The following is a 19,565-nucleotide window of genomic DNA, read 5'->3' as shown; positions in this document are numbered from 1 at the left end:
ACCTCCCCTGATCAAGCGCACTGTCAACGCATGGACGTGTTGTTCGTGCTGGCGTTTCTCAGCACGCTGGCATTCTTCGGCCTCACGGGCCTGTGGACGGCCGACAGCCGCGACGGCAAGGACTGGCGCCCCACCCACTGGCCCACCCGCCCCCAACCCCGCAGGGATCCCCTCCCCCGCCCGATCACCCGCCGCCTGAAATGACGGCAACACCACCCGCCGGTTGCCCGCCTTCCGTAAGAGCGCGGGCAACCGGCGTCCTCGGCCCGGGGAGGCAGCGCGGCGGGCCGGTCAGGCCAACAGAGGGCGTAGGCGGTCGATCTCGGCGGCCAACGGGGCGGGTGGGATCTCCTCGAACGGCGTCACCGACACGTCGCCGTCCTTGGGTTCCCAGACGCCCGCCACGCGGCCCTCGTGCAGCACTACCGGGGAGATCCAGCCTGCCGTCCGGCTCACTTCCTTGCGGCGGTCCGCAGGGAGCAGGTTGGTCTCACCTGTGCCCGCGCCCAGGACGTACTGGTCGAACGCCCCCAGCAGGCGTACCGAGCTTGTCGGCGTGGTGTCCAGCAGTTCGTCCAGGTGCTCGGTCAGCGTGTACATCTCGACGCCGTCCACCGAGACCGGGGTCAGCTCGTCGGCGAGGGACGCGAACCACTCCTTCACGTCCTTCTTGCGGTTGGCCTTGCGCATCAGCCAGGTGTCGAACATCTCCGGCGTCGCCGGGCCGTGCGCTCCCAGGTACGCGCGGATCACCGTGCGGGCCGCCGACGCCACGTCGGGCACGTCGTAGTCGGGGGCCGTGAACGTCACCTTGCTGCCCTGCGACGGCCCGTAGCGCAGCACGCCCCACCAGGCCAGCGGCTTCAGCAGGGTGCCCCAGCCCGAGCCCAGCACCTCGGCCAGGTGGGTGGAGCCGGTCTCCGCCACGATCGCGCCGGTCAGCTCCTCGCGGGTCAGGGCCTCGCCCGTCGCCAGCGCCGCCGTCGCGGCGGCGGCGATCGCCTCCAGGTCGGCGGGGGTCGCGCCGAAGGTCTTCTGCCAGCTCGGCTTCTCCCAGTGGCGCGCCTGCGCGCACAGCCGCATGTACGCGCCCGCCTCGTCGGCCGGCAGCAGGTGCAGCGTGCCGCGCACCGCCCAGGTCTTGACCAGCGTCCCGTCCCGCCAGAGGGCGTCGGGCACGTCGCCCTGCGGCTTCTCCTGCCGCACCGCAACCGCCATCTCGGCGGCGGACGCCACCTGCGCCTGCACTCCGGCGAGGCGGCGCACCACGTCGGCGGTGGGCGCGTCGCCGGGGGTCTCGACGTGCTGGCGGCGCGTGCGCCAGGCGAGGACTTGGGGCCAGGTCACCGAGGGCATGGGCCTATTCAAGCGCAACCGTCCGACAGTTCAGCCCAGGCGGTGGGACAGGTCCGCGAAGGCGTCGCGGACGTCGGCGGCGGTCAGGGTCGTCAGGTCGGCGGGCGTGGCGGCGCGGCCCAGTTCGGCGGCGCGCAGCGCGCGGCAGGCGCACGCCTTCTCGTACAGGGAGCGCGCGAACCGGCCGTTGCCCAGCTCGTCGACGCGGCCCTGGCCCACCACGTGCTGGAACACCAGCGCCAGGTCGTCCAGGGCCTGTTCCTCCCACCGGTCGCCGCTCTCGGCCGCGATGATCTGCGCGATCTGGAGCAATTCGTCGGGCCCGTAGGACGGGAAGTCCACCCGCACGTCGAACCGGGAGGCCAGACCCGGGTTGCTGGACAGGAAGCGCTCCATGTCGGCGGGGTAGCCCGCCAGCACCACCACCAGGCGGTCGCGGTCGTCCTCGGCGCGCTTGAGCAGGGTCTGCACCGCCTCCGCGCCGAACGCGTCGCCGCCCGAGTAGCCGGGGTTGGTCAGCGCGTAGGCCTCGTCGACGAACAACACCCCGCCGAGCGCCGAGTCGATCACCTTGTTGGTCTTCAGCGCGGTCGCGCCCAGGTGCTCACCCACCAGGTCGGCGCGCTGGGCCTCCACGACGTGCGGGCGCGCGAGCAGGCCGTAGGCGGCGAAGACGCCGCCCAATACCCGCGCCACGGTCGTCTTGCCGGTGCCGGGCGGGCCGGTGAACACCAGGTGCCGGGTCGGCGGGCGCGTCAACAGGCCCTGCTCCTGGCGCAGCCGCGCCACCTGGAGCTGCGCGGCGATCTCGCGGACCTGCCGCTTGACGGGCGCGAGGCCGATCATCGACTCCAGCGCGCCCAGCGCCTCGTCCAGCGTGGGGGTCTCGGCGTAGCCCCGGTAGCGCTCGGTGACCTCGGCGAAGGCGGTGTCGATGTCCTCGGCGCGCAGGGTGACCAGGTCGTCGGCGGTGGGCGGGTCGGGTGCGCCGACGACGCGCACGTCGCGGGCGCGCGCGGCGGCCTCGGTCAGCGAGCGGACGAAGCGGCCGTTGCCCAGCTCGTCCACGATGCCGCGCCGCTCCACCTCGGCGAACCGGTCGGCCAGGCGGCGGCGGGCCGCCTCGTCCAGCCGGTCGTCGCGGCGTCCGGCGTGGTACTCGGCGATGCGCAGCAGTTCGTCGGGCCGGTAGGACGGGAAGTGCACCCGGGTGCCGAACCGGGAGGCGAGGCCCGGGTTGGAGTCCAGCAGCTCGTCCGTCTGCGCCTCGTACCCGGCCAGGATGATGACCAGGTTGTCGCGGTCGTCCTCGGCGCGCTTCAGCAGGGTCTGCACGGCCTCGTTGCCGAACCGGTCGGGCTGGCCCTCGCCCGCGTTGTTCAGCCCGTACGCCTCGTCGACGAACAACACCCCGCCGAGCGCGGAGTCGACGAGCCGGTTGGTCTTGATCGCGGTCGCGCCGAGGAACTCGCCGACCAGGTCGGCGCGGTGCGCCTCCACCACGCCCGGCGTGGGCAGCAGCCCGAACGCGTAGAAGATCTGGGCGAGGACGCGGGCCACGGTGGTCTTGCCGGTGCCCGACGGGCCGACGAACACGAAGTGGCGCATCGGCTTCTCGGTCGGCACCCCGGCGGCGGCCCGCAGGTGCGCGGCCTCGATGGAGGCGGCGATCGAGCGGACCTGCCGCTTGACCGGCTCCAGGCCGATCATCGACTCCAGCTCGGCCAGCGCCTCGGCCACCGAGATCCGCGGCGTGCCCTCGGCCTCGGCTTCGGCGGCCTCGCCCGCGGCGCGCTGCTCCGGGACGGCCTGGACCACGGACGGGGCGGCGGCCGGATCGCCCTCGCGCCGGTCGCGGCCCTCGGGCCTGCCGGGCACCGTCATGCCGTCCCCCTTCGGGCTCGCCTGCTCCTGGACCCACCCGGTCTCGTACGCCTGGGCCGTCACCGAGCGCCGCGACTGCACCCACCGGTAGGCCAGCACCGCCAGCGCCGCCGCCCACGCGGTCGCGACGTTGGCGGCGGGCAGCGTCTGCGCGGTCACCACCGCCGCCGCGGCCGCCGCCGTCAGCGCGAGCAGCACCGTGCGCCAGGGCGCGTAGCCGCGCAACCGCAGTGCCACGGACGCCACCGGCAGCGCGAGAACCGCCAGCAGCAGCGCCTCGCTCAGATGCCACGGCCCCGCGCCCTCGTGCGGGTACAGGCGGCCGAGCGGCACCGCCGCCGCCAGCCAGCACACGATCATCGTGACGACCGCCATCCCGGCCGGGGACCGCAACGTCAGGTGGGCCACGACCAGCAGGACCAGGGTGAAGGCCGCGGCCGCCGGGACCGGCCCGTCCAGCGCGACCACCACCGCCAGCACGGCGGCCACCAGCACCAGCCCGCCCAGGAACCGCAGCCCCGGCACGATCTGGAAGTACCGCACCCGCAGGCGCTCGAACAGATCCCGCGCCGCGGTCGCCACCGCCGGGCGGGAGCGGGAGCCGCCGAACAATGCCATCACTGCCGAGTAAAGCGCAGGACCCGCGTGAACGGGACTCCCCGGGCCGGGTTCGTTGACTCGTACAAGTCGGTAAGAATGTTTCCAAAATCCCCGGAAAGTACATTTGTCCTGCCCGAACGCGGATGTTCGGCCCTGCCGCGACCCCCGCCCGGCTTCGTAACGTCGGGGACGTGAACGACGACGACGCGGTGACGAACCACGGGATCACCGAACGATCCGGAACGGTCCAGCCGCCGCCGGGTCCCGCGCTCCGCGACCGGCATGGCGTGGGCCCGTGACCGAGGAGAGCGACCGATGATCCGCCCCGTCGAGCGGCGCCGTCCCGAGATCGCCCTGGACCGGATCGGCGGCGACGGTCCCGAGCCCGCCGGTTTCTCCCTCTGGCTGGCGGTCCTCGGCTGGCCGGTGGCCGACCTCCTGCACGGACGCTCCCATCCGGTGGCGGCGTGCGTGGCGGCGCTCGTGCTGTTCGCGGTCCTGTACCTGGCGACGGTGTGGACGGCGTTCGACGCGCGGGTGCCGTTCCGGGTGCCGGTGGCGCTGCTGGCCGCGCTCACGGCGGCCGCGGCGGCGCTGGCGTGGTGGCAGGAGTGGGACGCGCTGTTCGTCATGGCGGGCATCGCCGCCGGGACGGTCGCCGGGCACGCCCGCCAGCGTGGCCGGGGTCCGGAGGCCCCGCTGCTGCTGATCATCGGCGGGGTGTCGCTGGCGACGGTACTGACGTTGTGGGCGCGCGGCGCCGAGGGCGACACGATCCTCGGCATCGGGTACGGCACCGCCACCGCCGCCCTGGTCACCGCGGTCGTCCTGCGGCTGTTCGCGGTGATCGGGCTGCTGCGGGCCGCCCGCGAGGAGCTGGCCGAGGCCGCCGTCACCCGGGAGCGGCTGCGCTTCTCCCGCGACCTGCACGACCTGCTGGGGCACACGTTGTCGCTGATGGTGGTGAAGGCGCAGGCCGTGCGGATCATCGCCGCGCGCGACCCGGAGACGGCCGCCCGGCAGGCCGCCGACATCGAGACCGTCGGGCGGCAGGCGCTCGGCGAGGTGCGGCAGGCGGTGGCGGGCTACCGGGGCCGGGGCCTGGACGCCGAACTGGAGGCGGCCCGCACGGCGCTGGCCGACGCCGGGATCGAACCGGTGATCCGCCGCTCCGGGCCGCCCCCGCCGCCCGAGCAGGACATGCCGCTGGGCTGGGCCGTGCGCGAGGGCGTCACCAACGTCATCCGGCACAGCGGCGCCCGCACCTGCACGATCACGCTGCGGGCCGGCGGCGGGGGCGCCGTCCTGGAGGTCCGCGACGACGGGGCCGCCGCGCCGCCGCCGTCCCCCGGGCACGGCCTGCACGGCCTCACCGAGCGGATGGCCGAGGCGGGCGGGACGCTGGAGGCCGGGCCCGCGCCCGGCGGCGGCTTCGTGCTGACCGCCGCGCTGGGGCCGGGACAATGACAGGCGTGATCCGAGTCCTGCTCGCCGAAGACCAGGGCATGATGCGCGGCGCGCTGGCGCTGCTGCTCGGCCTGGAAGACGACATCGAGGTGGTCGCCCAGACCGGCGACGGCTCGGCGGTGCTGGAGACCGCGCTGGCGGTCCGGCCCGACGTCGCGGTGCTGGACATCGAACTGCCCGGCCGCAGCGGCCTGGACGTGGCCGCCGACCTGCGCCGGGAGCTGCCCTCGTGCAAGGTGCTGATCGTGACGACGTTCGGCCGCCCCGGCTACCTGCGCCGCGCGATGGACGCCGGGGCCGGGGGCTTCCTGGTCAAGGACGGCCCGATCGAGGACCTGGTGGCGGCCGTCCGGCGGGTGCTGGCCGGGGAGCGGGTCGTGGACCCCGCGCTGGCCACCGCCGCGCTGTCGGTGGGCCCCAACCCGCTCACCGAGCGCGAGCGCGACGTCCTGACGGCCGCGGCGGACGGCGCGACCGTCGCCGACATCGCCGGACGGCTGCACCTGTCGGAGAGCACCGTCCGCAACTACCTGTCGTCGGCGATCGGCAAGACCGGCACGCGCAACCGGATGGAGGCCGTCGGGACCGCCCGGCACAACGGCTGGTTGTGAGCGACGGCCGCCCACCGCGCCCTACCATCGACGGGGCCGGACGCCTCCGCGAGGACGGGGGCCGGCCGCGACCGCCCGCCTCGCCCAGGAGACCCGTTGACCGACGCCCTGCCCGGCCTGGCCCCGGGCCCCGACGCCGCCGCCTCTGAGATCCCGCGCGTCGCGGGATACGCCATCGAGGACGAGTTGCGCACCGCCCTGGCCACACCCGGCCGCCTCCCGCGCATCGCCGGCGTGGACGAGGTCGGGCGCGGCGCCTGGGCCGGTCCGGTCGTGGTATGCGCGGCGGTGACCGACCTGTCGCCGCCGCCGGAGGGCCTCACCGACTCCAAGATGTTGTCGGAGCGGCGGCGCGAGGCGTTCGCCGAGGTCCTGCCGGGCTGGCTGACCGGGCACGCCATCGGCGCGGCCTCCCCCGCCGAGATCGACGAACTGGGCATGTCGGCGGCGCTGCGCCGCGCGGCCGTGCGCGCGCTGGAGGCGCTGCCCGAGCCGCCCGACGTGGTGATCCTCGACGGCAAGCACGACTTCCTGGGCCGCCCCTGGCGGGTGCGCTGCGAGATCAAGGCCGACCTGCGCTCGGTGACGGTGGCGGCCGCGTCGGTGCTGGCCAAGGTGCACCGCGACCGGCTGATGGCCGGGCTGGACGCCGGGTTCCCCGGCTACGGGTTCGCCGAGGCCGCGGGCTACCCCTCGCCCGTCCACCAGAAGGCGCTGGAGGAGCACGGGCCCACCCCGCACCACCGCATGTCGTGGTCGTACCTGGACGACCTGCCCCGGTGGCGGCACCTGAAGAGACACCGCGACCCGATGGCCGGGGAAGGCCAACTCAGCCTGCTCTGATCCCCTCCTCGCCCGGAGTCAACCACGCCCCCGTGGGTAGATCGCGACCAACGGGAGGTGGGTGGCATGGGCACTGTCGTCAGGAGACTGCTGCGCGAGGCGGGCCGGACCTACGCCGAGGAGGCCGGGATCCCCCTGAAGGACCAGCCCGCGGCGCTGTTCAAGCTGCTGGTCCTCGCCAACCTGCTCAGCACCCGCATCTCGTCCGACATCGCGATGGCGGCGGCGCGGGAACTGTTCGAGGCGGGCGGCGGCACCGCGCGCGGCCTGGACCGTCTCACCTGGCAGCAGCGGGTGGACGCGCTCGGCCGCGCCCACTACGTGCGCTACGACGAGAGCACCGCGACGCGGCTCGGCGACATGGCCGAGATGGTGCAGGACAAGTACGGCGGTGACCTGCGGCGGCTGCCCATCCAGGCCGAACGCGACCGCGAGCGCGCCGCCGCGCTGCTGAAGGAGTTCCCCGGCATCGGCCCGACCGGCGTGGACATCTTCTGCCGGGAGGCGCAGGCGATGTGGCCGTGGTTGCGCCCCTACTTCGACGCGCAGACGCTCAAGGGCGCCGAGCGTCTCGGCCTGCCCGCCAACCCCAAGAAGCTGGCCGACGAGGTCCCTGAGAAGGACCTGGCGAGGTTCGCGGCGGCGCTGGTGCGCGTGGCGCGCGACAAGAAGCTGGCCGACACCCTGCTCAAGGGCTGACGCTCCCACCGGGGAGGTCGCCGTTCACAACCGGACGACGACCTCCTCGACCGGCTTGCGGGTGATGTCGGGCACCATCGCGTCGTCGGCCGGGTAGCCGACCGGGATCACCACGTAGGCGCGCTCCTCCTGGGGGCGCTCGCACACCTCGTTCAGGAACCGCATCGGGCTCGGGGTGTGGGTGAGCGTGGCGAGGCCCGCCTGGTGCAGCGCCGCCAGCAGGAACCCGACCGCGATGCCCACCGACTCCTTCACGTAGTAGGGGCGGGGCGTGTGCGGGCCCTTGTGCACCTCGAACACCACGATGACGGCGGGCGCGTCCTCCAGGAACGGCTTGCGCCAGTCGGTGCCCAGCGGCGCGAGCGCCTCCAGCCACTCCGGCGAGGCGCGCCGCTCGTAGAACTCGCGCTCCTCGGCCTCGGCCGCCTCGCGCAGTCGCCGCTTGCGCTCCGGGTCGGTGATGACCACGAACCGCCAGGGCTGGAGGTTGGCCCCAGACGGAGCGGTGGCGGCGGCCCGGACCGCCTCGTCGATCACCCGCTCGGGCACCGGCGCCGGGGCGAAGTCGCGGACGGTGCGGCGCAGCGTCATGGTGTCGGCGAACGCGCGGGCCCGCTCGGTCGCCTCGGTGCCGGGCACGTCGAAGCGCGGGGCGGGCACGGCCGGGTAGGGGGCCTGCGGCTGGGTGCTCATGGCACCGTCCTATCCCGGCCGTCCGCGCTCCGGCAAGAGCAAGATCACACCAAGCGGGTGGTCAGTCCTTGCCGCGCGAGGCCACCCACTCCAGGTTCCAGCCGTAGGCCTGGTCCACCGCCATCTTGCCCCAGCGGGGGCGGCCGGGCGGCGGCAGGACGAACCGGCCCTCGCGACGGACCGTCAGCTCGCCGCCGACGTTCTCGATCAGCGCGAGCACCGCGTCGCGGGAGGCGTCGGAGCAGTCGTCCATGCGCATGTCGATGGGCGGCGACCCGACCGGGTACAGGGTGGCGATCGCGTCCAGGCCGCGGAAGTCGTCGGCGCCGTCGTAGATCTCGGCGAACACCAGGATGCGCTTGAAGTCGGCGGTGTGGTCCAGGTTGATGGTCATGTTCTCGCCGGACTCGATCGCGCCGGTGCGGTCGTCCTTGTCGAGCTGGATGAACGGCGCGCGGTCCAGCGCGCCCATGTCGCCGAGCGCGTGGATGATGCCCTTGCGGCCGTCCTGCAGCTCCCACAGGCAGCACAGGTCGAGGTCGAGGTCCACGCCGCGGCGGCGCTTGCCGAGACGGCCCTTGGCGACGCCCTCGCGGGCGGTCCAGTTGAGGTTGACCCGCATGTTGCCCGAGGTCGCGCCGTGCTTGGTGAGCGACACCGACGGCGAGTTCTTGGTCAGCGAGATCTTGCCGCCCTGCGGCTGCGGCGGCTGGCCGGGCGGCTGGTACTGGCCGGGCGGCGCGTACTGCTGCTGGCCGGGCGGGGCGTACTGGCCCGGCGGCGGGGGCGGCGGGGCGTACTGGCCGGGCGGCGGCGGGTACTGGCCGGGCGGCGGGGGCGGGGTGAACTGCCCGGGCGGGGGCGGCGGCGCGTACTGTCCCGGAGGCGGAGGCGGGGTGTACTGGCCGGGCGGCGGAGGCGGGGTGTGCTGGCCCGGCGGCGGCGGATACTGCGGGGAGGGCGGCGGGGTCTGCTGCGGCGGGGGCGGCGGGGCCTGGTACTGCGGGGTCGGAGGCGGCGGCGCCTGGTGCTGGGGCGCGGGCGGCGGCGGAGCGGGCGCGTCGTCCACGCTGATGCCGTAGTCGGTGGCGAGCCCGGCCAGCCCCGTGTCGTAGCCCTGGCCGACGGCGCGGAACTTCCACGTCCCCTGCCTGCGGTACAGCTCGCCGAGGACGAAGGCGGTCTCGGTGGTGGCGCCGGGGCTGTCGAAGCGGGCGACCTCGCCGCCCTGCATGTCGACCAGCCGCACGTACAACCCGGTGAACTGCCCGAACGTGCCGCCGTCGGCGGACGCGGCGACCACGATGCGCTCGATGTCGGACTCCACGCGGTCGAGCTCGACCGCCAGCACGTCCCGGACGGCGGGCCCCTGCTGCTTGCCCTCGTACCGGACCGCGCCCGACCGGTGCGCGGGCTGGTTGTAGAAGACGAAGTCGTCGTCACCGCGCACCTTGCCGGTCTGGGCCAGCAGCAGCGCCGAGGCGTCGGCGTCGGGCACCCCCGGACCACCCTGCCAGCCCAGTTCCACGCGCAGCGCCGACACCGGCACCGGCGTGTTGGAGCCCTTCTGCATCGACATACCGCTCCCCTTCCTCGTCCGACCTGACCAACCTATGACTCATCGTCCCGCGGTGCGACAACCGGGGCGCGCTCGTCGCCTGCCTAACGACGGAGCGAGGGCTCGGGTGCCTGATCGGGGACGGCCGGTGGCTCGCCGGGCAGCTCGCCCGGGGCGGTGGTGCGCAGGCCGTCCAGGACGATCCGCAGGTTCCGCTCCCACTGGCGGTCCCCGGCGCGCAGGCCGAGGGTGTGCGGGCCGGTGCTGACCGACACCAGGAGGAACGCGACGTCCTGCCAGGTCACGTCGGCGCGCACGGCTCCGGCGTCCTGGGCGCGGACGACCACGCGGCCGATGCGGTCGCGCAGCTCGCCGCGTGCCTGGCCGAGGGCGTCGCCGAGGGCCTCGTTGATGTCGCACAGCTCGTTGCGGAGGCGGGCGTAGGAGGCGGCGAAGCGGCACAGCCCCTCCCACGGGTCGGGATCGGCCAGCGCGTGGTCGGCCTCGGCCAGGATCTCGCCGATGATCTCTTCGAGGACCGCCTCCAGCAGCGCCTCCAGCGAGCCCGCGTTCCGGTAGAAGGTGCCGACGCCGACCCCGGCGCGGCGGGCGATCTCGTGCGCGGTGACCTCGCCGCCGACCTCGGCCGCGGTCTGGCGGGCGGCGGCGACCAGGCGCTCGACGTTGCGGCGGGCGTCGGCGCGCGGACGGCGGCCGGCCAGGAGGCGGTCCACGGCGCGGGGCGGGGCGGTCATGCGGGGCAGCCTAACAAACGGACGACCACCCTCCGGATTAAGTGGACGAATAGCGTCCGCTTGAACTACGGTCCTCAAACGGACGAAACCAGTCCGCTTATCCCTCGGAGGTCTCCATGCGCACCCCCGTCCGCGTCGGCATCATCGGCGCGAACCCCGAGCGCGGCTGGGCAGCCGCAGCCCACGTCCCCGCCCTGCACGCCTTGCCCGACTACGCGCTGACGGCGGTCGGCACGCGACGGCCCGACAGCGCCCGTGAGGCGGCCCGGAGGTTCGGCGCCGAGCACGCCTTCACCGACCCGCACGCGCTGGCCGCGCACCCCGACGTCGACCTGGTCGTGGTGACGGTGAAGGTGCCGCACCACGCCGAACTGATCGACGCGGCCCTGGACGCGGGCAAGCACGTGCTGGCGGAATGGCCCCTGGCGCTGACCACCGCCGAAGCCGAGAACCTGACCGAGAAGGCCCGAGCAGCCGGGGTCCGCACCGCGATCGGGCTCCAGGCCCGCCACTCCCCCGCCGTCCGCCACGCCCGCGGCCTGATCACCGACGGCTACCTGGGCGAGATCACCTCGGCGACGCTGTACGCGGCGATCGCGCGCGGCGCGGGCGGCACGATCCCCGCCGAGGCCGCCTACACCTTCGACCGGGCCAACGGCGCGGGCCTGCTGGAGGTCACCGGCGGGCACAGCCTGGACGTCCTGAACTTCCTGGCAGGCGACCTCACCGCCCTGTCAGCGATCCTTGGCCCGCCAGGACCGAACCTCACCATCGCCGAGACCGACGAACTGGTCCGTCCCACCTCCCCGGCTCAAGTCCTGGTCAGCGCAACACTCACAAACAACGCGGTCGCCTCGATCCACCTGGCCAACGGCAAGGCCAGCAACTCCCGCACCCGACTGGAGTTCTCCGGCACCGAGGGCGACCTGGCCGTCGTCACCGACGCGCACGACCTGCGCGCGGCCCAGATCCAGATCGGCGAACCACGCCTGCTAGGCGCGCGCTTGGGCGAAAGCGATTGGCAAGAGCTACGGACACCCGCCCCCTCTGCCGAGCAGTCGGCCCAGAACGTACGCCTGCTGTACGAGGCGTTCGCCCACGACCTACACACCGGCGGGCAAACGGTGGCCGACTTCGCGCACGCTGTAAAACTCCACCGCCTCCTGGACACCATCCGCGAGGCCGCCGCGGACGGGACGCGCCACACCGTTACCGGGTACGACCGCGCGGCTTGAGCGGCAGGTCGGGCAGCGTCGGGGCGGGCGTGCGCGGACCGTCATAGCCGTGCACGGCCCCGAAGCGCGCGCCGTCCATCCAGTCGGCACGCGCCTGCGAAATCTCCTCGCTAGTACGCCCGACGAAGTTCCACCACATGACGAGCTTCTCCTCGAACGGCTCGCCACCCAGCAACATCAGCTCGCTAGGACCGTCCGAACGCATCCGCAACTCCCGACGGCCACACCCGAGATACAACATGGACGCAGGCTCCAACCGAACCCCGTCCACTTCCACAATCCCGGACATGGTGAGAACGGCGTACTCGAAGTCGGGCTCCACCGGCACACGGACGTCACCATCCAGAGTGAGGTCGGCACCGACGATCGGGGTGTAGGCCGTGCCCGGCGAGACCGCGCCGTCCATCTCACCCATGATGACGGTGGCGCTCAAACCGCCACCGGTGACGACGGGCAGATCGGCGTGGAACTCGAACGCCGGGTCGGTGTGCCGGTGCGCGTCCGGAAGCGCGACCCACAACTGCGCACCGTGCAACAAGCGGGCATGTTCGCGCGGCGACTCCTCCGAGTGCGAGATGGCCCGTCCGGAGGTCATCAGCCCGAGCTGACGGGGCCGCACGGTCTGAAGACTGCCCAGGCTGTCGCGGTGCAGGACCTCCCCCTCATGGAGCCAGCTCACAGTCTGCAACCCGATGTGGGGATGGGGCGGGACCTGCATACCGGGCTGCTCGGCGATGTCGTCGGGCCCGTAGTGATCGACGAAGCACCACGCACCGACCATGCGACGCCCCAGCGTGGGCAGCAGCCGCCGCACCACCATCCCAGCGCCCAGATCGGTGAGCCGGGGCTTCAACAGTTCGTGCACCGGCCCGCCCGACACGTCCTCGCGCCCACCGCACTGCACCGGCGTGGGCCGCACATCGAGATCACTCATCCCGCTCCCCCTCCGACTGTCCTCAACAGCCAGAATGCCCGAACCACAGCGCACTTCGACGATCAGCGCCCGAGCGCGTCCAGGAGCATGGGATAGGCCCGGTGGAGTTCGCGTTCCCAGTAAGGCCACTGGTGCTGGCCCTGGTAGAGCCGCGCGGTCACCGGAATGCCCAGCGAGTTCAACCGCCCGAGCAAAGCTTGCGCGTGCTCATAGGTACCCGCCTCCACCGGATCAGTGAACGGCAGTCCTCCGAGCGAACCGGCCCGCCCATCCCCACTGGCCACCCATAGCCGCACCCCGCGCAGCCGGTCGGCGAGGTCGTAGGGGTTGTGCGCGTGCCAGATCGCGGCCTGGTCATCGGGGTCGCCCCAGACGCGTCGCCAATCGGTACCGGGACAGGCGAACGACGGCCCCCACCCGGTGGAGTCGTCCCCGACCTGGTGCCCGTACAGAGTGTGCACGTAGCCGCTGAACGAGGCCGCCGCCCGGAACATGCCGGGGAACCGCGCCGCATAAGCCATGGCACCGAGCCCGCCCATGGAGTTCCCGGCGATGACCCGCGCGCTACCGGCCCGGTAGTCGCGCTCAAGGATGCGCCGGACCTCGCTCATGTGGAAGGTCTCCCAGCCCGGGGACCCACCACGCCCGTAGTTCCACCAGTCGGAGTAGTTGCCGCACCGGCCACCGTCCGGCATGACGACGAGAACATCGGACGCAGCGGTGAGCTGCGCGACATCGGTCTCACGGGTCCAGGCGGTGTAGTCGTCCACACCGCCGTGCAGGAGCCAGAGCACCGGCCAGGTACGGGAAGCACCACGCGACCACCCGCGCGGCGTCAGCAGCCGGACCTTGCGCCGCTCCCCCAGCGCAGGCGAGTCGATGGTGAGGTCCAGGGTGCGAGGCGCGACAACGCTCTCAGCGACGACCACCGCACCAGGAGCGCCCAGAACTGGAACGGCGAACGAAACAAGCAGGACAAGAACACCCAGCACGACGGCCGGGGCAGCACGAAGACCCAAGAGGGGCCCTTTCAAAACGGCCGCCAAAAGGCAAGGCCATGTGAAAACAAAAGATGGCTCACGCCACCGAACAGGCAGCCACCGACCGTTCACGAAGTGAAGCCAGAGACCGCCGACGACGCGGGCTACCTCACCCGGAGCCCGAACGAGCAGGAAGAACACCGGCCGCTAAAGAGGGATGCCCCAGACTCCCCGGCAGGCCGTACCGCCGCCGCATTTCCCCACCTGAAGTGTGGATGGATTCTTACTCGAAAGATTCCCACCCCAGCACGACCTCAACCCAGATCAAGGCGGCGACTTAACTCTCCGGAAACAAATAAAGAAGATCTGATACAAGCCGAGCCCTTATCCGAGAGACGCAACCCTCAAGCCGTTCTGCCTCGAACGATCCGCAGCAAAAAACCCAGAAAAACCAACCCCACTCCACGAAAAGAGCACCACCCGCGCCCCACCTCACCCGACACCATCCGATCCCGCGCTTCCCGAACCGACCGGCCCCATCACCGGACGAGCCTTGCGGCACGCCCAGCCAGCGAGATCCTGCTGAGGGAACCAGCGACGATGAGTTCCCCGCACGGATGAGCCAAGACCGTCCCAGGTACCGTCACGCGGATACGACAGGGGCCCGGCACCGGTCTTCCGACCGGCACCGGGCCCCTGTCCCGTGCTCTCACGCCCGGGGCTCACGCCCCGGAAGCGTTCGTTGTCAGCTGCAGCCGCTGGTGGAGCCGCAGCCCTCGCAGACGTAGCAGCTGCCCGCCGGGCGCATCTTGGTGCCGCAGGTCAGGCACAGCGGCGCGTCGGCGGTGCGGCCCTGGCGGCTCTCGATGACCTCCATCGAGGAGTGCGCCTCGGCGGGCCGGGGCGCCTCGACGGCCTGCGGTGCGGCGGCGCCGGAGGTGATCTCGGCGGTCTGGGCCAGGGTCTCCACGACCTCCTCGGCCTCGGCGTGCAGGGTGGCGGGGTCGCCGCCGTTGGCCTGCATCGCGCGCTCCTCGGCGGTGAAGATGCCGAGGCCCGCGCGCTCCTCGTAGGGCAGGTGGTCCAGCGCCAGGCGGCGGAAGATGTAGTCCATCACCGAGGTCGCCATGCGGATGTCGGGGTCGTCGGTCATGCCGGCGGGCTCGAACCGCATGTTGGTGAACTTCTCCACCCAGGTCTCCAGCGGCACCCCGTACTGGAGGCTGATGGAGATGGCCATGGAGAAGGCGTCCATCACGCCGGCCAGGGTGGAGCCCTGCTTGCCGAGCTTGAGGAAGACCTCGCCCAGGCCGTCGTCGGGGTAGGACGAGGCGGTCATGTAGCCCTCGGCGCCCGCCACCGAGAAGCGGGTGACGGTGGCCGGGCGCTGCTTGGGCAGGCGCTTGCGGACCGGGCGGGCCTGCTCGGCCGGCGCGGCGACCGGGGCCGCCGCCGGCTTGGCCTCGGCCTTCTTGCCCGCCGCCGACAGCGGCTGGCCGACCTTGCAGTTGTCGCGGTAGATCGCCAGGGCCTTCAGGCCGAGCTTCCAGCCCTCGTAGTAGACCTTCTCGATGTCCTCGATGGTGGCCTGCTCGGGCATGTTGACGGTCTTGGAGATGGCGCCCGACAGGAACGGCTGCACCGCCGCCATCATCCGGACGTGGCCCATCGGGCTGATGGCGCGCTCGCCCATCGCGCAGTCGAACACCTCGTAGTGCTCGGGGCGCAGGCCCGGCGCGTCGACGACGTGGCCGTGCTCGGCGATGTACTCGACGATCGCCTCGACCTGCTCCTGCTGGTAGCCGAGCTGGTCCAGGGCGCGCGGCACCGTGTGGTTGACGATCTGCATGGAGCCGCCGCCGACCAGCTTCTTGAACTTCATCAGCGCGAGGTCGGGCTCGATGCCGGTGGTGTCGCAGTCCATCATCAGGCCGATGGTGCCGGTCGGGGCCAGCAGCGACGCCTGGGCGTTGCGGTAGCCGTGCTTCTCGCCGGCCTTCAGGCACTCGGCCCACTGCTTGGTGGCCGCGACGTGCAGCGACTTGTCCATCGTGTCCAGCGTGCGGATCTCGTCGTTGGCCGCGGCGTGCTTGCGCATGACGCGCTTGTGGGCGTCGGCGTTGCGGGCGTAGCCGACGTACGGGCCGACGACGCCGGCGAGCTCGGCCGAGCGGCGGTAGGCGACGCCGGTCATCAGCGAGGTGATGGCCGCCGCCAGCGACCGGCCGCCCTCGGAGTCGTAGGCGTGGCCGGTGGCCATCAGCAGCGCGCCGAGGTTGGCGTAGCCGATGCCGAGCTGCCGGTAGTCGCGGGTGGTCTGCGCGATCTTCTCGGTCGGGAAGTCGGCGAAGGTGATGGAGATGTCCATCGCCGTGATGATCAGCTCGGTCAGCCGCACGAACCGGGCCACGTCGAAGACGTTGTCCTCGCCCAGGAACTTCAGCAGGTTGATGCTGGCCAGGTTGCAGGAGGAGTTGTCCAGCGACATGTACTCCGAGCACGGGTTGGACGCGGTGATGCGGCCGGTCTCGGGGTTGGTGTGCCAGTCGTTGATGGTGTCGTCGTACTGGATGCCCGGGTCGGCGCACTCCCAGGCCGCCTTGGCCATCAGCCGGAACAGGTCCTTGGCGCGGACGGTCTCGACGATGTCGCCGGTCATGCGGGCGCGCAGGCCGAACTCCCCGTCGGCCTCCACCGCGCGCATGAACTCGTCGGACACCCGGACCGAGTTGTTGGCGTTCTGGTACTGGACGCTGCCGATGTCCTTGCCGCCGAGGTCCATGTCGAACCCGGCGTCGCGCAGCGCGCGGATCTTGTCCTCTTCGCGCGCCTTGGTCTCGATGAACTCGGCCACGTCCGGGTGGTCCACGTCCAGCACGACCATCTTGGCGGCCCGGCGGGTCGCGCCGCCCGACTTGATCGTCCCGGCGGAGGCGTCGGCGCCGCGCATGAACGACACCGGGCCGCTGGCGGTGCCGCCCGACGACAGCAGCTCCTTGGACGAGCGGATGCGCGACAGGTTCAGGCCGGCCCCCGAGCCGCCCTTGAAGATGACGCCCTCTTCCTTGTACCAGTCGAGGATCGACTCCATCGTGTCGTCCACCGACAGGATGAAACACGCCGACACCTGCTGCGGCGACTTGGTCCCGACGTTGAACCACACCGGCGAGTTGAAGCTGAACATCTGGTGCGCCAGCGCGTAGGTCAGCTCGTGCTCGAAGACCTCGGCGTCGGCGTCGGAGGCGAAGTAGCCCTCCCGCAGCCCGGTGCCGACGTACATCTTGACCACGCGGTCGATGAGCTGCTTCAGGCTCCACTCGCGCGCGGGCGTGCCGACCGCCCCGCGGAAGTACTTGGACGTCACGATGTTGGTGGCGTTGACCGACCAGAAGTCGGGGAACTCCACGCCGCGCTGCTCGAAGTTGACCGAGCCGTCGCGCCAGTTCGTCATGACGACGTCACGACGCTCCCAACGGATCTCGTCGTAGGGATGCACACCGGGCGTGGTGAAGATCCGCTCCATCTTCAGCCCCTTGCGGCCCCCCTTGCCGCGCCGGGCCGAGCCGCTCACCGTCTCCGTCATCGCCTTCCCCCTCCATCGGGCCCTCCCGCCGGGCCCTGTCCAGGACAACCTCGCCCGCCGGCCGGGTCATCCCGGCCGGGGGCCTTACCAGTGCACTCGCTGTTATCGCCCCTACCGGGGCCGGGCGGGCTCCCCCGAGGAACCCGCCTGACGCAGTTGCTCGATCTCCCGCGCGAAGTCGTCCAGCGACTCGAAGCTCCGGTAGACCGAAGCGAATCGCAGGTAGGCGACCTCGTCGAGCTCGCCGAGCGGCCCGAGGATCGCCAGTCCCACCTCGTGCGAGGGGATCTCGGCCGATCCGGTCGCCCGGAGGGCCTCCTCGACCCGCTGCCCGAGCTTGGCCAGCGCGTCCTCGTCGACCGGGCGGCCCTGACAGGCCCTGCGCACCCCGGCAATGATCTTTTCCCGGGAGAACGGCTCCGTAACGCCGCTGCGCTTGGCGACCATGAGGAGCACGTTCTCCTGCGTGGTGAACCGCTTGCCGCACTCCGGACACGACCGCCGCCGCCTGATGGCGGCCCCGTCGTCGGTGGAGCGGCTGTCGATCACCCTGCTGTCAGGGTTGCGGCAGAACGGGCAGTGCACGCGGTCCGACCTCCCTGACAGAACCAGCCACACCTACGGAACAGCGCCACAAGAACACAACTTGTGGTGAATGACATCGGTGTGACTACTAGATGTTGTGGTCAACCGTAAGGGGCGGCGAATGCCTTCGCAACCTGGAACGCGCGACACGCGCGTAGACCCTGGTCACAGGGAGCAATACGCGTCACAACCCGGGCGTGTCGGCGTCCCGCCGCAGGTCAGCGCGCGGGCAACCGCAACCGCTGACCGGGCTGGACGACGGGTCCGGAGAGGCCGTTGAGGTCGATGATGCGCTGCACGGTGAGCCGGGGATCCCCGTCGCCCGACGCCCGCACGGCGATCTCCCAGAGCGTCTGTCCGGGCTCGACCACGACGTACTCCACCCTATGCCCGCCACCCCCCGAGGGCGTCCCCCGGTCCTGCGCTCCAGCACCGCCCCCCACCGTCAACCACAGCAGAACGAGCAGAACCCCCGCAACGAACGAAACAAGGACGACACGCCCACGCCGCGTCAGCCGCACCCCACCCGGCGGCGGGGGCGCGACGGCCCGTCCCTCCCGAGGACGATCAACAAAACGCGGCCCGCCCTGCACCCCGCACCGAATCCCCGACCGCACTCCGGCCGCCCCGTGCCGTGCGACCTGCCGCCGCCGTGGCACCGCCATACCGAGCCCCCTCACCGATCATTGATGCTCGAATGAATTTTCGATCGAACACCTGTACGATGTCTAGCGCGCGCCGCGCCGAATTGCGAGGACATTCTTCGAACAATTGTTTGATCATCGGCTCCGGACGCGATACCGTTCCATGACAAGGAGTGACCGACCGAGCGCCGGGAGGCGACGAGCGATGAGCAAGGTCCGGGAGTTGCCCGACGGCCCGAGCGACGAGAGCGGCCTGACCCAACGGCAGCGCATGGTGCTGGAGGTCATCCGCGACTCGGTGCAGCGGCGCGGCTACCCGCCCTCGATGCGCGAGATCGGCGAGGCCGTCGGCCTGACGAGCACCTCCAGCGTGTCGCACCAGCTCCGCGCCCTGCAGCGCAAGGGCTTCCTGCGCCGCGACCCGAACCGCCCCCGCGCGGTGGAGGTGCGCGTCCCCGGCGCGACCCCCGTGCGCACCGAGGACGAGCCGTACCCCGGCCAGGAGCAGCCCCCCGCGCACGCGGCCCCCGCCTACGTCCCCCTGGTGGGCCGGATCGCGGCCGGCGGCCCGATCCTGGCCGAGGAGGCGGTCGAGGACGTCTTCACGCTGCCCAAGCAGCTGGTCGGCGAGGGCACCCACTTCCTGCTGAAGGTGTCCGGCGACTCGATGATCGAGGCCGCCATCGCCGACGGCGACTGGGTGGTCGTCCGCCAGCAGCCGGTCGCCGAGCAGGGCGACATCGTCGCCGCCATGATCGACGGCGAGGCGACCGTCAAGACCTTCAAGCGCAAGGACGGCCACATCTGGCTGATGCCGGCGAACTCGGCCTACGAGCCGATCGCGGGCGACGAGGCGTCGGTGCTGGGCCGGGTGGTGGCGGTACTGCGCAAGATGTAGCGACGTTCACGCGCCCCTCCGGCCCCGCCCGAAGGGCACACGAACACCACGCTCCACCGCGGGCGGCCCCCAGCAAGCCCCTTCCCGCCCGCGGTAGAGCGTCCCCCCCAGAAGCAAAGCCCCCCCAGCCGCACACCCCCATGCCCGACCCCACGCCCGAACCTGACCGACAACCCCGGCCACCGGGAACGGGGGTGCAGGGGGCAGAGCCCCTTGCCAGGGGCGCGCGGGGGACAGAGT

17 protein-coding genes are annotated in these 19,565 nt (G+C 72.1%); 7 read left to right on the top strand and 10 right to left on the bottom strand.

Annotation, left to right across the window (positions count from 1 at the left end):
* The first annotated feature begins 30 nt into the window (after positions 1 to 30).
* On the top strand, positions 31 to 204 hold the full coding sequence (locus AH6_RS43940; protein WP_157431629.1) for a hypothetical protein: 174 nt from the start codon (positions 31 to 33) through the stop codon (positions 202 to 204).
* A gap of 87 nt (positions 205 to 291) precedes the next feature.
* Here AH6_RS43940 and AH6_RS22205 read toward each other — a convergent pair whose 3' ends face one another.
* The gene (locus tag AH6_RS22205; protein WP_067482910.1) at positions 292 to 1,356 is read right to left on the bottom strand and encodes a winged helix DNA-binding domain-containing protein; all 1,065 of its coding nucleotides are present in this window, start codon (positions 1,354 to 1,356) and stop codon (positions 292 to 294) included.
* Positions 1,357 to 1,386: 30 nt separating this feature from the next.
* Positions 1,387 to 3,858: an AAA family ATPase gene (locus tag AH6_RS22200; RefSeq protein ID WP_083983345.1), complete on the bottom strand. Its 2,472-nt coding sequence runs from the start codon at positions 3,856 to 3,858 to the stop codon at positions 1,387 to 1,389.
* 297 nt (positions 3,859 to 4,155) lie between these two features.
* Between AH6_RS22200 and AH6_RS22195 the strand changes: the two genes are divergently transcribed.
* The 4 genes from AH6_RS22195 to AH6_RS22180 all read left to right on the top strand — a co-directional run bounded on the left by AH6_RS22195 (position 4,156) and on the right by AH6_RS22180 (position 7,460).
* A complete protein-coding gene (locus tag AH6_RS22195) occupies positions 4,156 to 5,307 on the top strand; it encodes a sensor histidine kinase (protein ID WP_067482908.1) in 1,152 nt (383 codons plus the stop codon).
* A 5-nt stretch (positions 5,308 to 5,312) separates the two neighbouring features.
* A complete protein-coding gene (locus tag AH6_RS22190) occupies positions 5,313 to 5,918 on the top strand; it encodes a response regulator transcription factor (protein WP_218005905.1) in 606 nt (201 codons plus the stop codon).
* A gap of 150 nt (positions 5,919 to 6,068) precedes the next feature.
* Positions 6,069 to 6,761: a ribonuclease HII gene (rnhB, locus tag AH6_RS22185; protein WP_157431633.1), complete on the top strand. Its 693-nt coding sequence runs from the start codon at positions 6,069 to 6,071 to the stop codon at positions 6,759 to 6,761.
* A 66-nt stretch (positions 6,762 to 6,827) separates the two neighbouring features.
* Positions 6,828 to 7,460 (top strand): HhH-GDP family DNA glycosylase, encoded by a 633-nt coding sequence (locus AH6_RS22180; RefSeq protein WP_067482904.1) that lies wholly within the window; start codon positions 6,828 to 6,830, stop codon positions 7,458 to 7,460.
* A gap of 24 nt (positions 7,461 to 7,484) precedes the next feature.
* Here the strand turns inward: AH6_RS22180 and AH6_RS22175 are convergent, their stop codons facing one another.
* The 3 genes from AH6_RS22175 to AH6_RS22165 form a co-directional block, all read right to left on the bottom strand.
* Positions 7,485 to 8,153 (bottom strand): nitroreductase family protein, encoded by a 669-nt coding sequence (locus tag AH6_RS22175; RefSeq protein WP_067482902.1) that lies wholly within the window; start codon positions 8,151 to 8,153, stop codon positions 7,485 to 7,487.
* 61 nt (positions 8,154 to 8,214) lie between these two features.
* Positions 8,215 to 9,732 (bottom strand): TerD family protein, encoded by a 1,518-nt coding sequence (locus AH6_RS22170; protein WP_067482896.1) that lies wholly within the window; start codon positions 9,730 to 9,732, stop codon positions 8,215 to 8,217.
* Between the two features lie 83 nt (positions 9,733 to 9,815).
* Positions 9,816 to 10,466, bottom strand: coding sequence for a TetR/AcrR family transcriptional regulator (locus AH6_RS22165; RefSeq protein ID WP_067482894.1), 651 nt, complete (start codon positions 10,464 to 10,466; stop codon positions 9,816 to 9,818).
* A gap of 116 nt (positions 10,467 to 10,582) precedes the next feature.
* Here AH6_RS22165 and AH6_RS22160 point away from each other — a divergent pair, with 116 nt between their 5' ends.
* Entirely contained in the window at positions 10,583 to 11,701 is a 1,119-nt protein-coding gene (locus tag AH6_RS22160; RefSeq protein WP_067482892.1) for a Gfo/Idh/MocA family protein, read from the top strand.
* On the opposite strand, the gene AH6_RS22155 is transcribed toward AH6_RS22160, so the two are convergent.
* The 5 genes from AH6_RS22155 to AH6_RS44750 all read right to left on the bottom strand — a co-directional run bounded on the left by AH6_RS22155 (position 11,676) and on the right by AH6_RS44750 (position 18,154).
* Positions 11,676 to 12,635 (bottom strand): pirin family protein, encoded by a 960-nt coding sequence (locus tag AH6_RS22155; protein WP_067482890.1) that lies wholly within the window; start codon positions 12,633 to 12,635, stop codon positions 11,676 to 11,678. The genes AH6_RS22160 and AH6_RS22155 overlap by 26 nt on opposite strands.
* Positions 12,636 to 12,697: 62 nt before the next feature.
* Complete coding sequence (locus tag AH6_RS22150; RefSeq protein WP_245679416.1) at positions 12,698 to 13,564, bottom strand: alpha/beta hydrolase; 867 nt, start codon at positions 13,562 to 13,564, stop codon at positions 12,698 to 12,700.
* 796 nt (positions 13,565 to 14,360) lie between these two features.
* The gene (locus AH6_RS22145; RefSeq protein WP_067482889.1) at positions 14,361 to 17,198 is read right to left on the bottom strand and encodes a vitamin B12-dependent ribonucleotide reductase; all 2,838 of its coding nucleotides are present in this window, start codon (positions 17,196 to 17,198) and stop codon (positions 14,361 to 14,363) included.
* A 111-nt stretch (positions 17,199 to 17,309) separates the two neighbouring features.
* On the bottom strand, positions 17,310 to 17,783 hold the full coding sequence (gene nrdR, locus AH6_RS22140) for a transcriptional regulator NrdR (protein ID WP_067482888.1): 474 nt from the start codon (positions 17,781 to 17,783) through the stop codon (positions 17,310 to 17,312).
* A 218-nt stretch (positions 17,784 to 18,001) separates the two neighbouring features.
* On the bottom strand, positions 18,002 to 18,154 hold the full coding sequence (locus tag AH6_RS44750) for a LysM peptidoglycan-binding domain-containing protein (protein ID WP_169807890.1): 153 nt from the start codon (positions 18,152 to 18,154) through the stop codon (positions 18,002 to 18,004).
* A gap of 478 nt (positions 18,155 to 18,632) precedes the next feature.
* Between AH6_RS44750 and lexA the strand changes: the two genes are divergently transcribed.
* A complete protein-coding gene (gene lexA, locus AH6_RS22130; RefSeq protein WP_067482881.1) occupies positions 18,633 to 19,325 on the top strand; it encodes a transcriptional repressor LexA in 693 nt (230 codons plus the stop codon).
* Positions 19,326 to 19,565: the final 240 nt, after the last annotated feature.

Source organism: Actinomadura hibisca NBRC 15177 (assembly GCF_001552635.1).
Lineage (GTDB): Bacteria > Actinomycetota > Actinomycetes > Streptosporangiales > Streptosporangiaceae > Spirillospora > Spirillospora hibisca.
The sequence above is the reverse complement of the archived record's forward strand: the minus strand, read 5'-3'. Positions and strand labels throughout refer to the sequence as shown.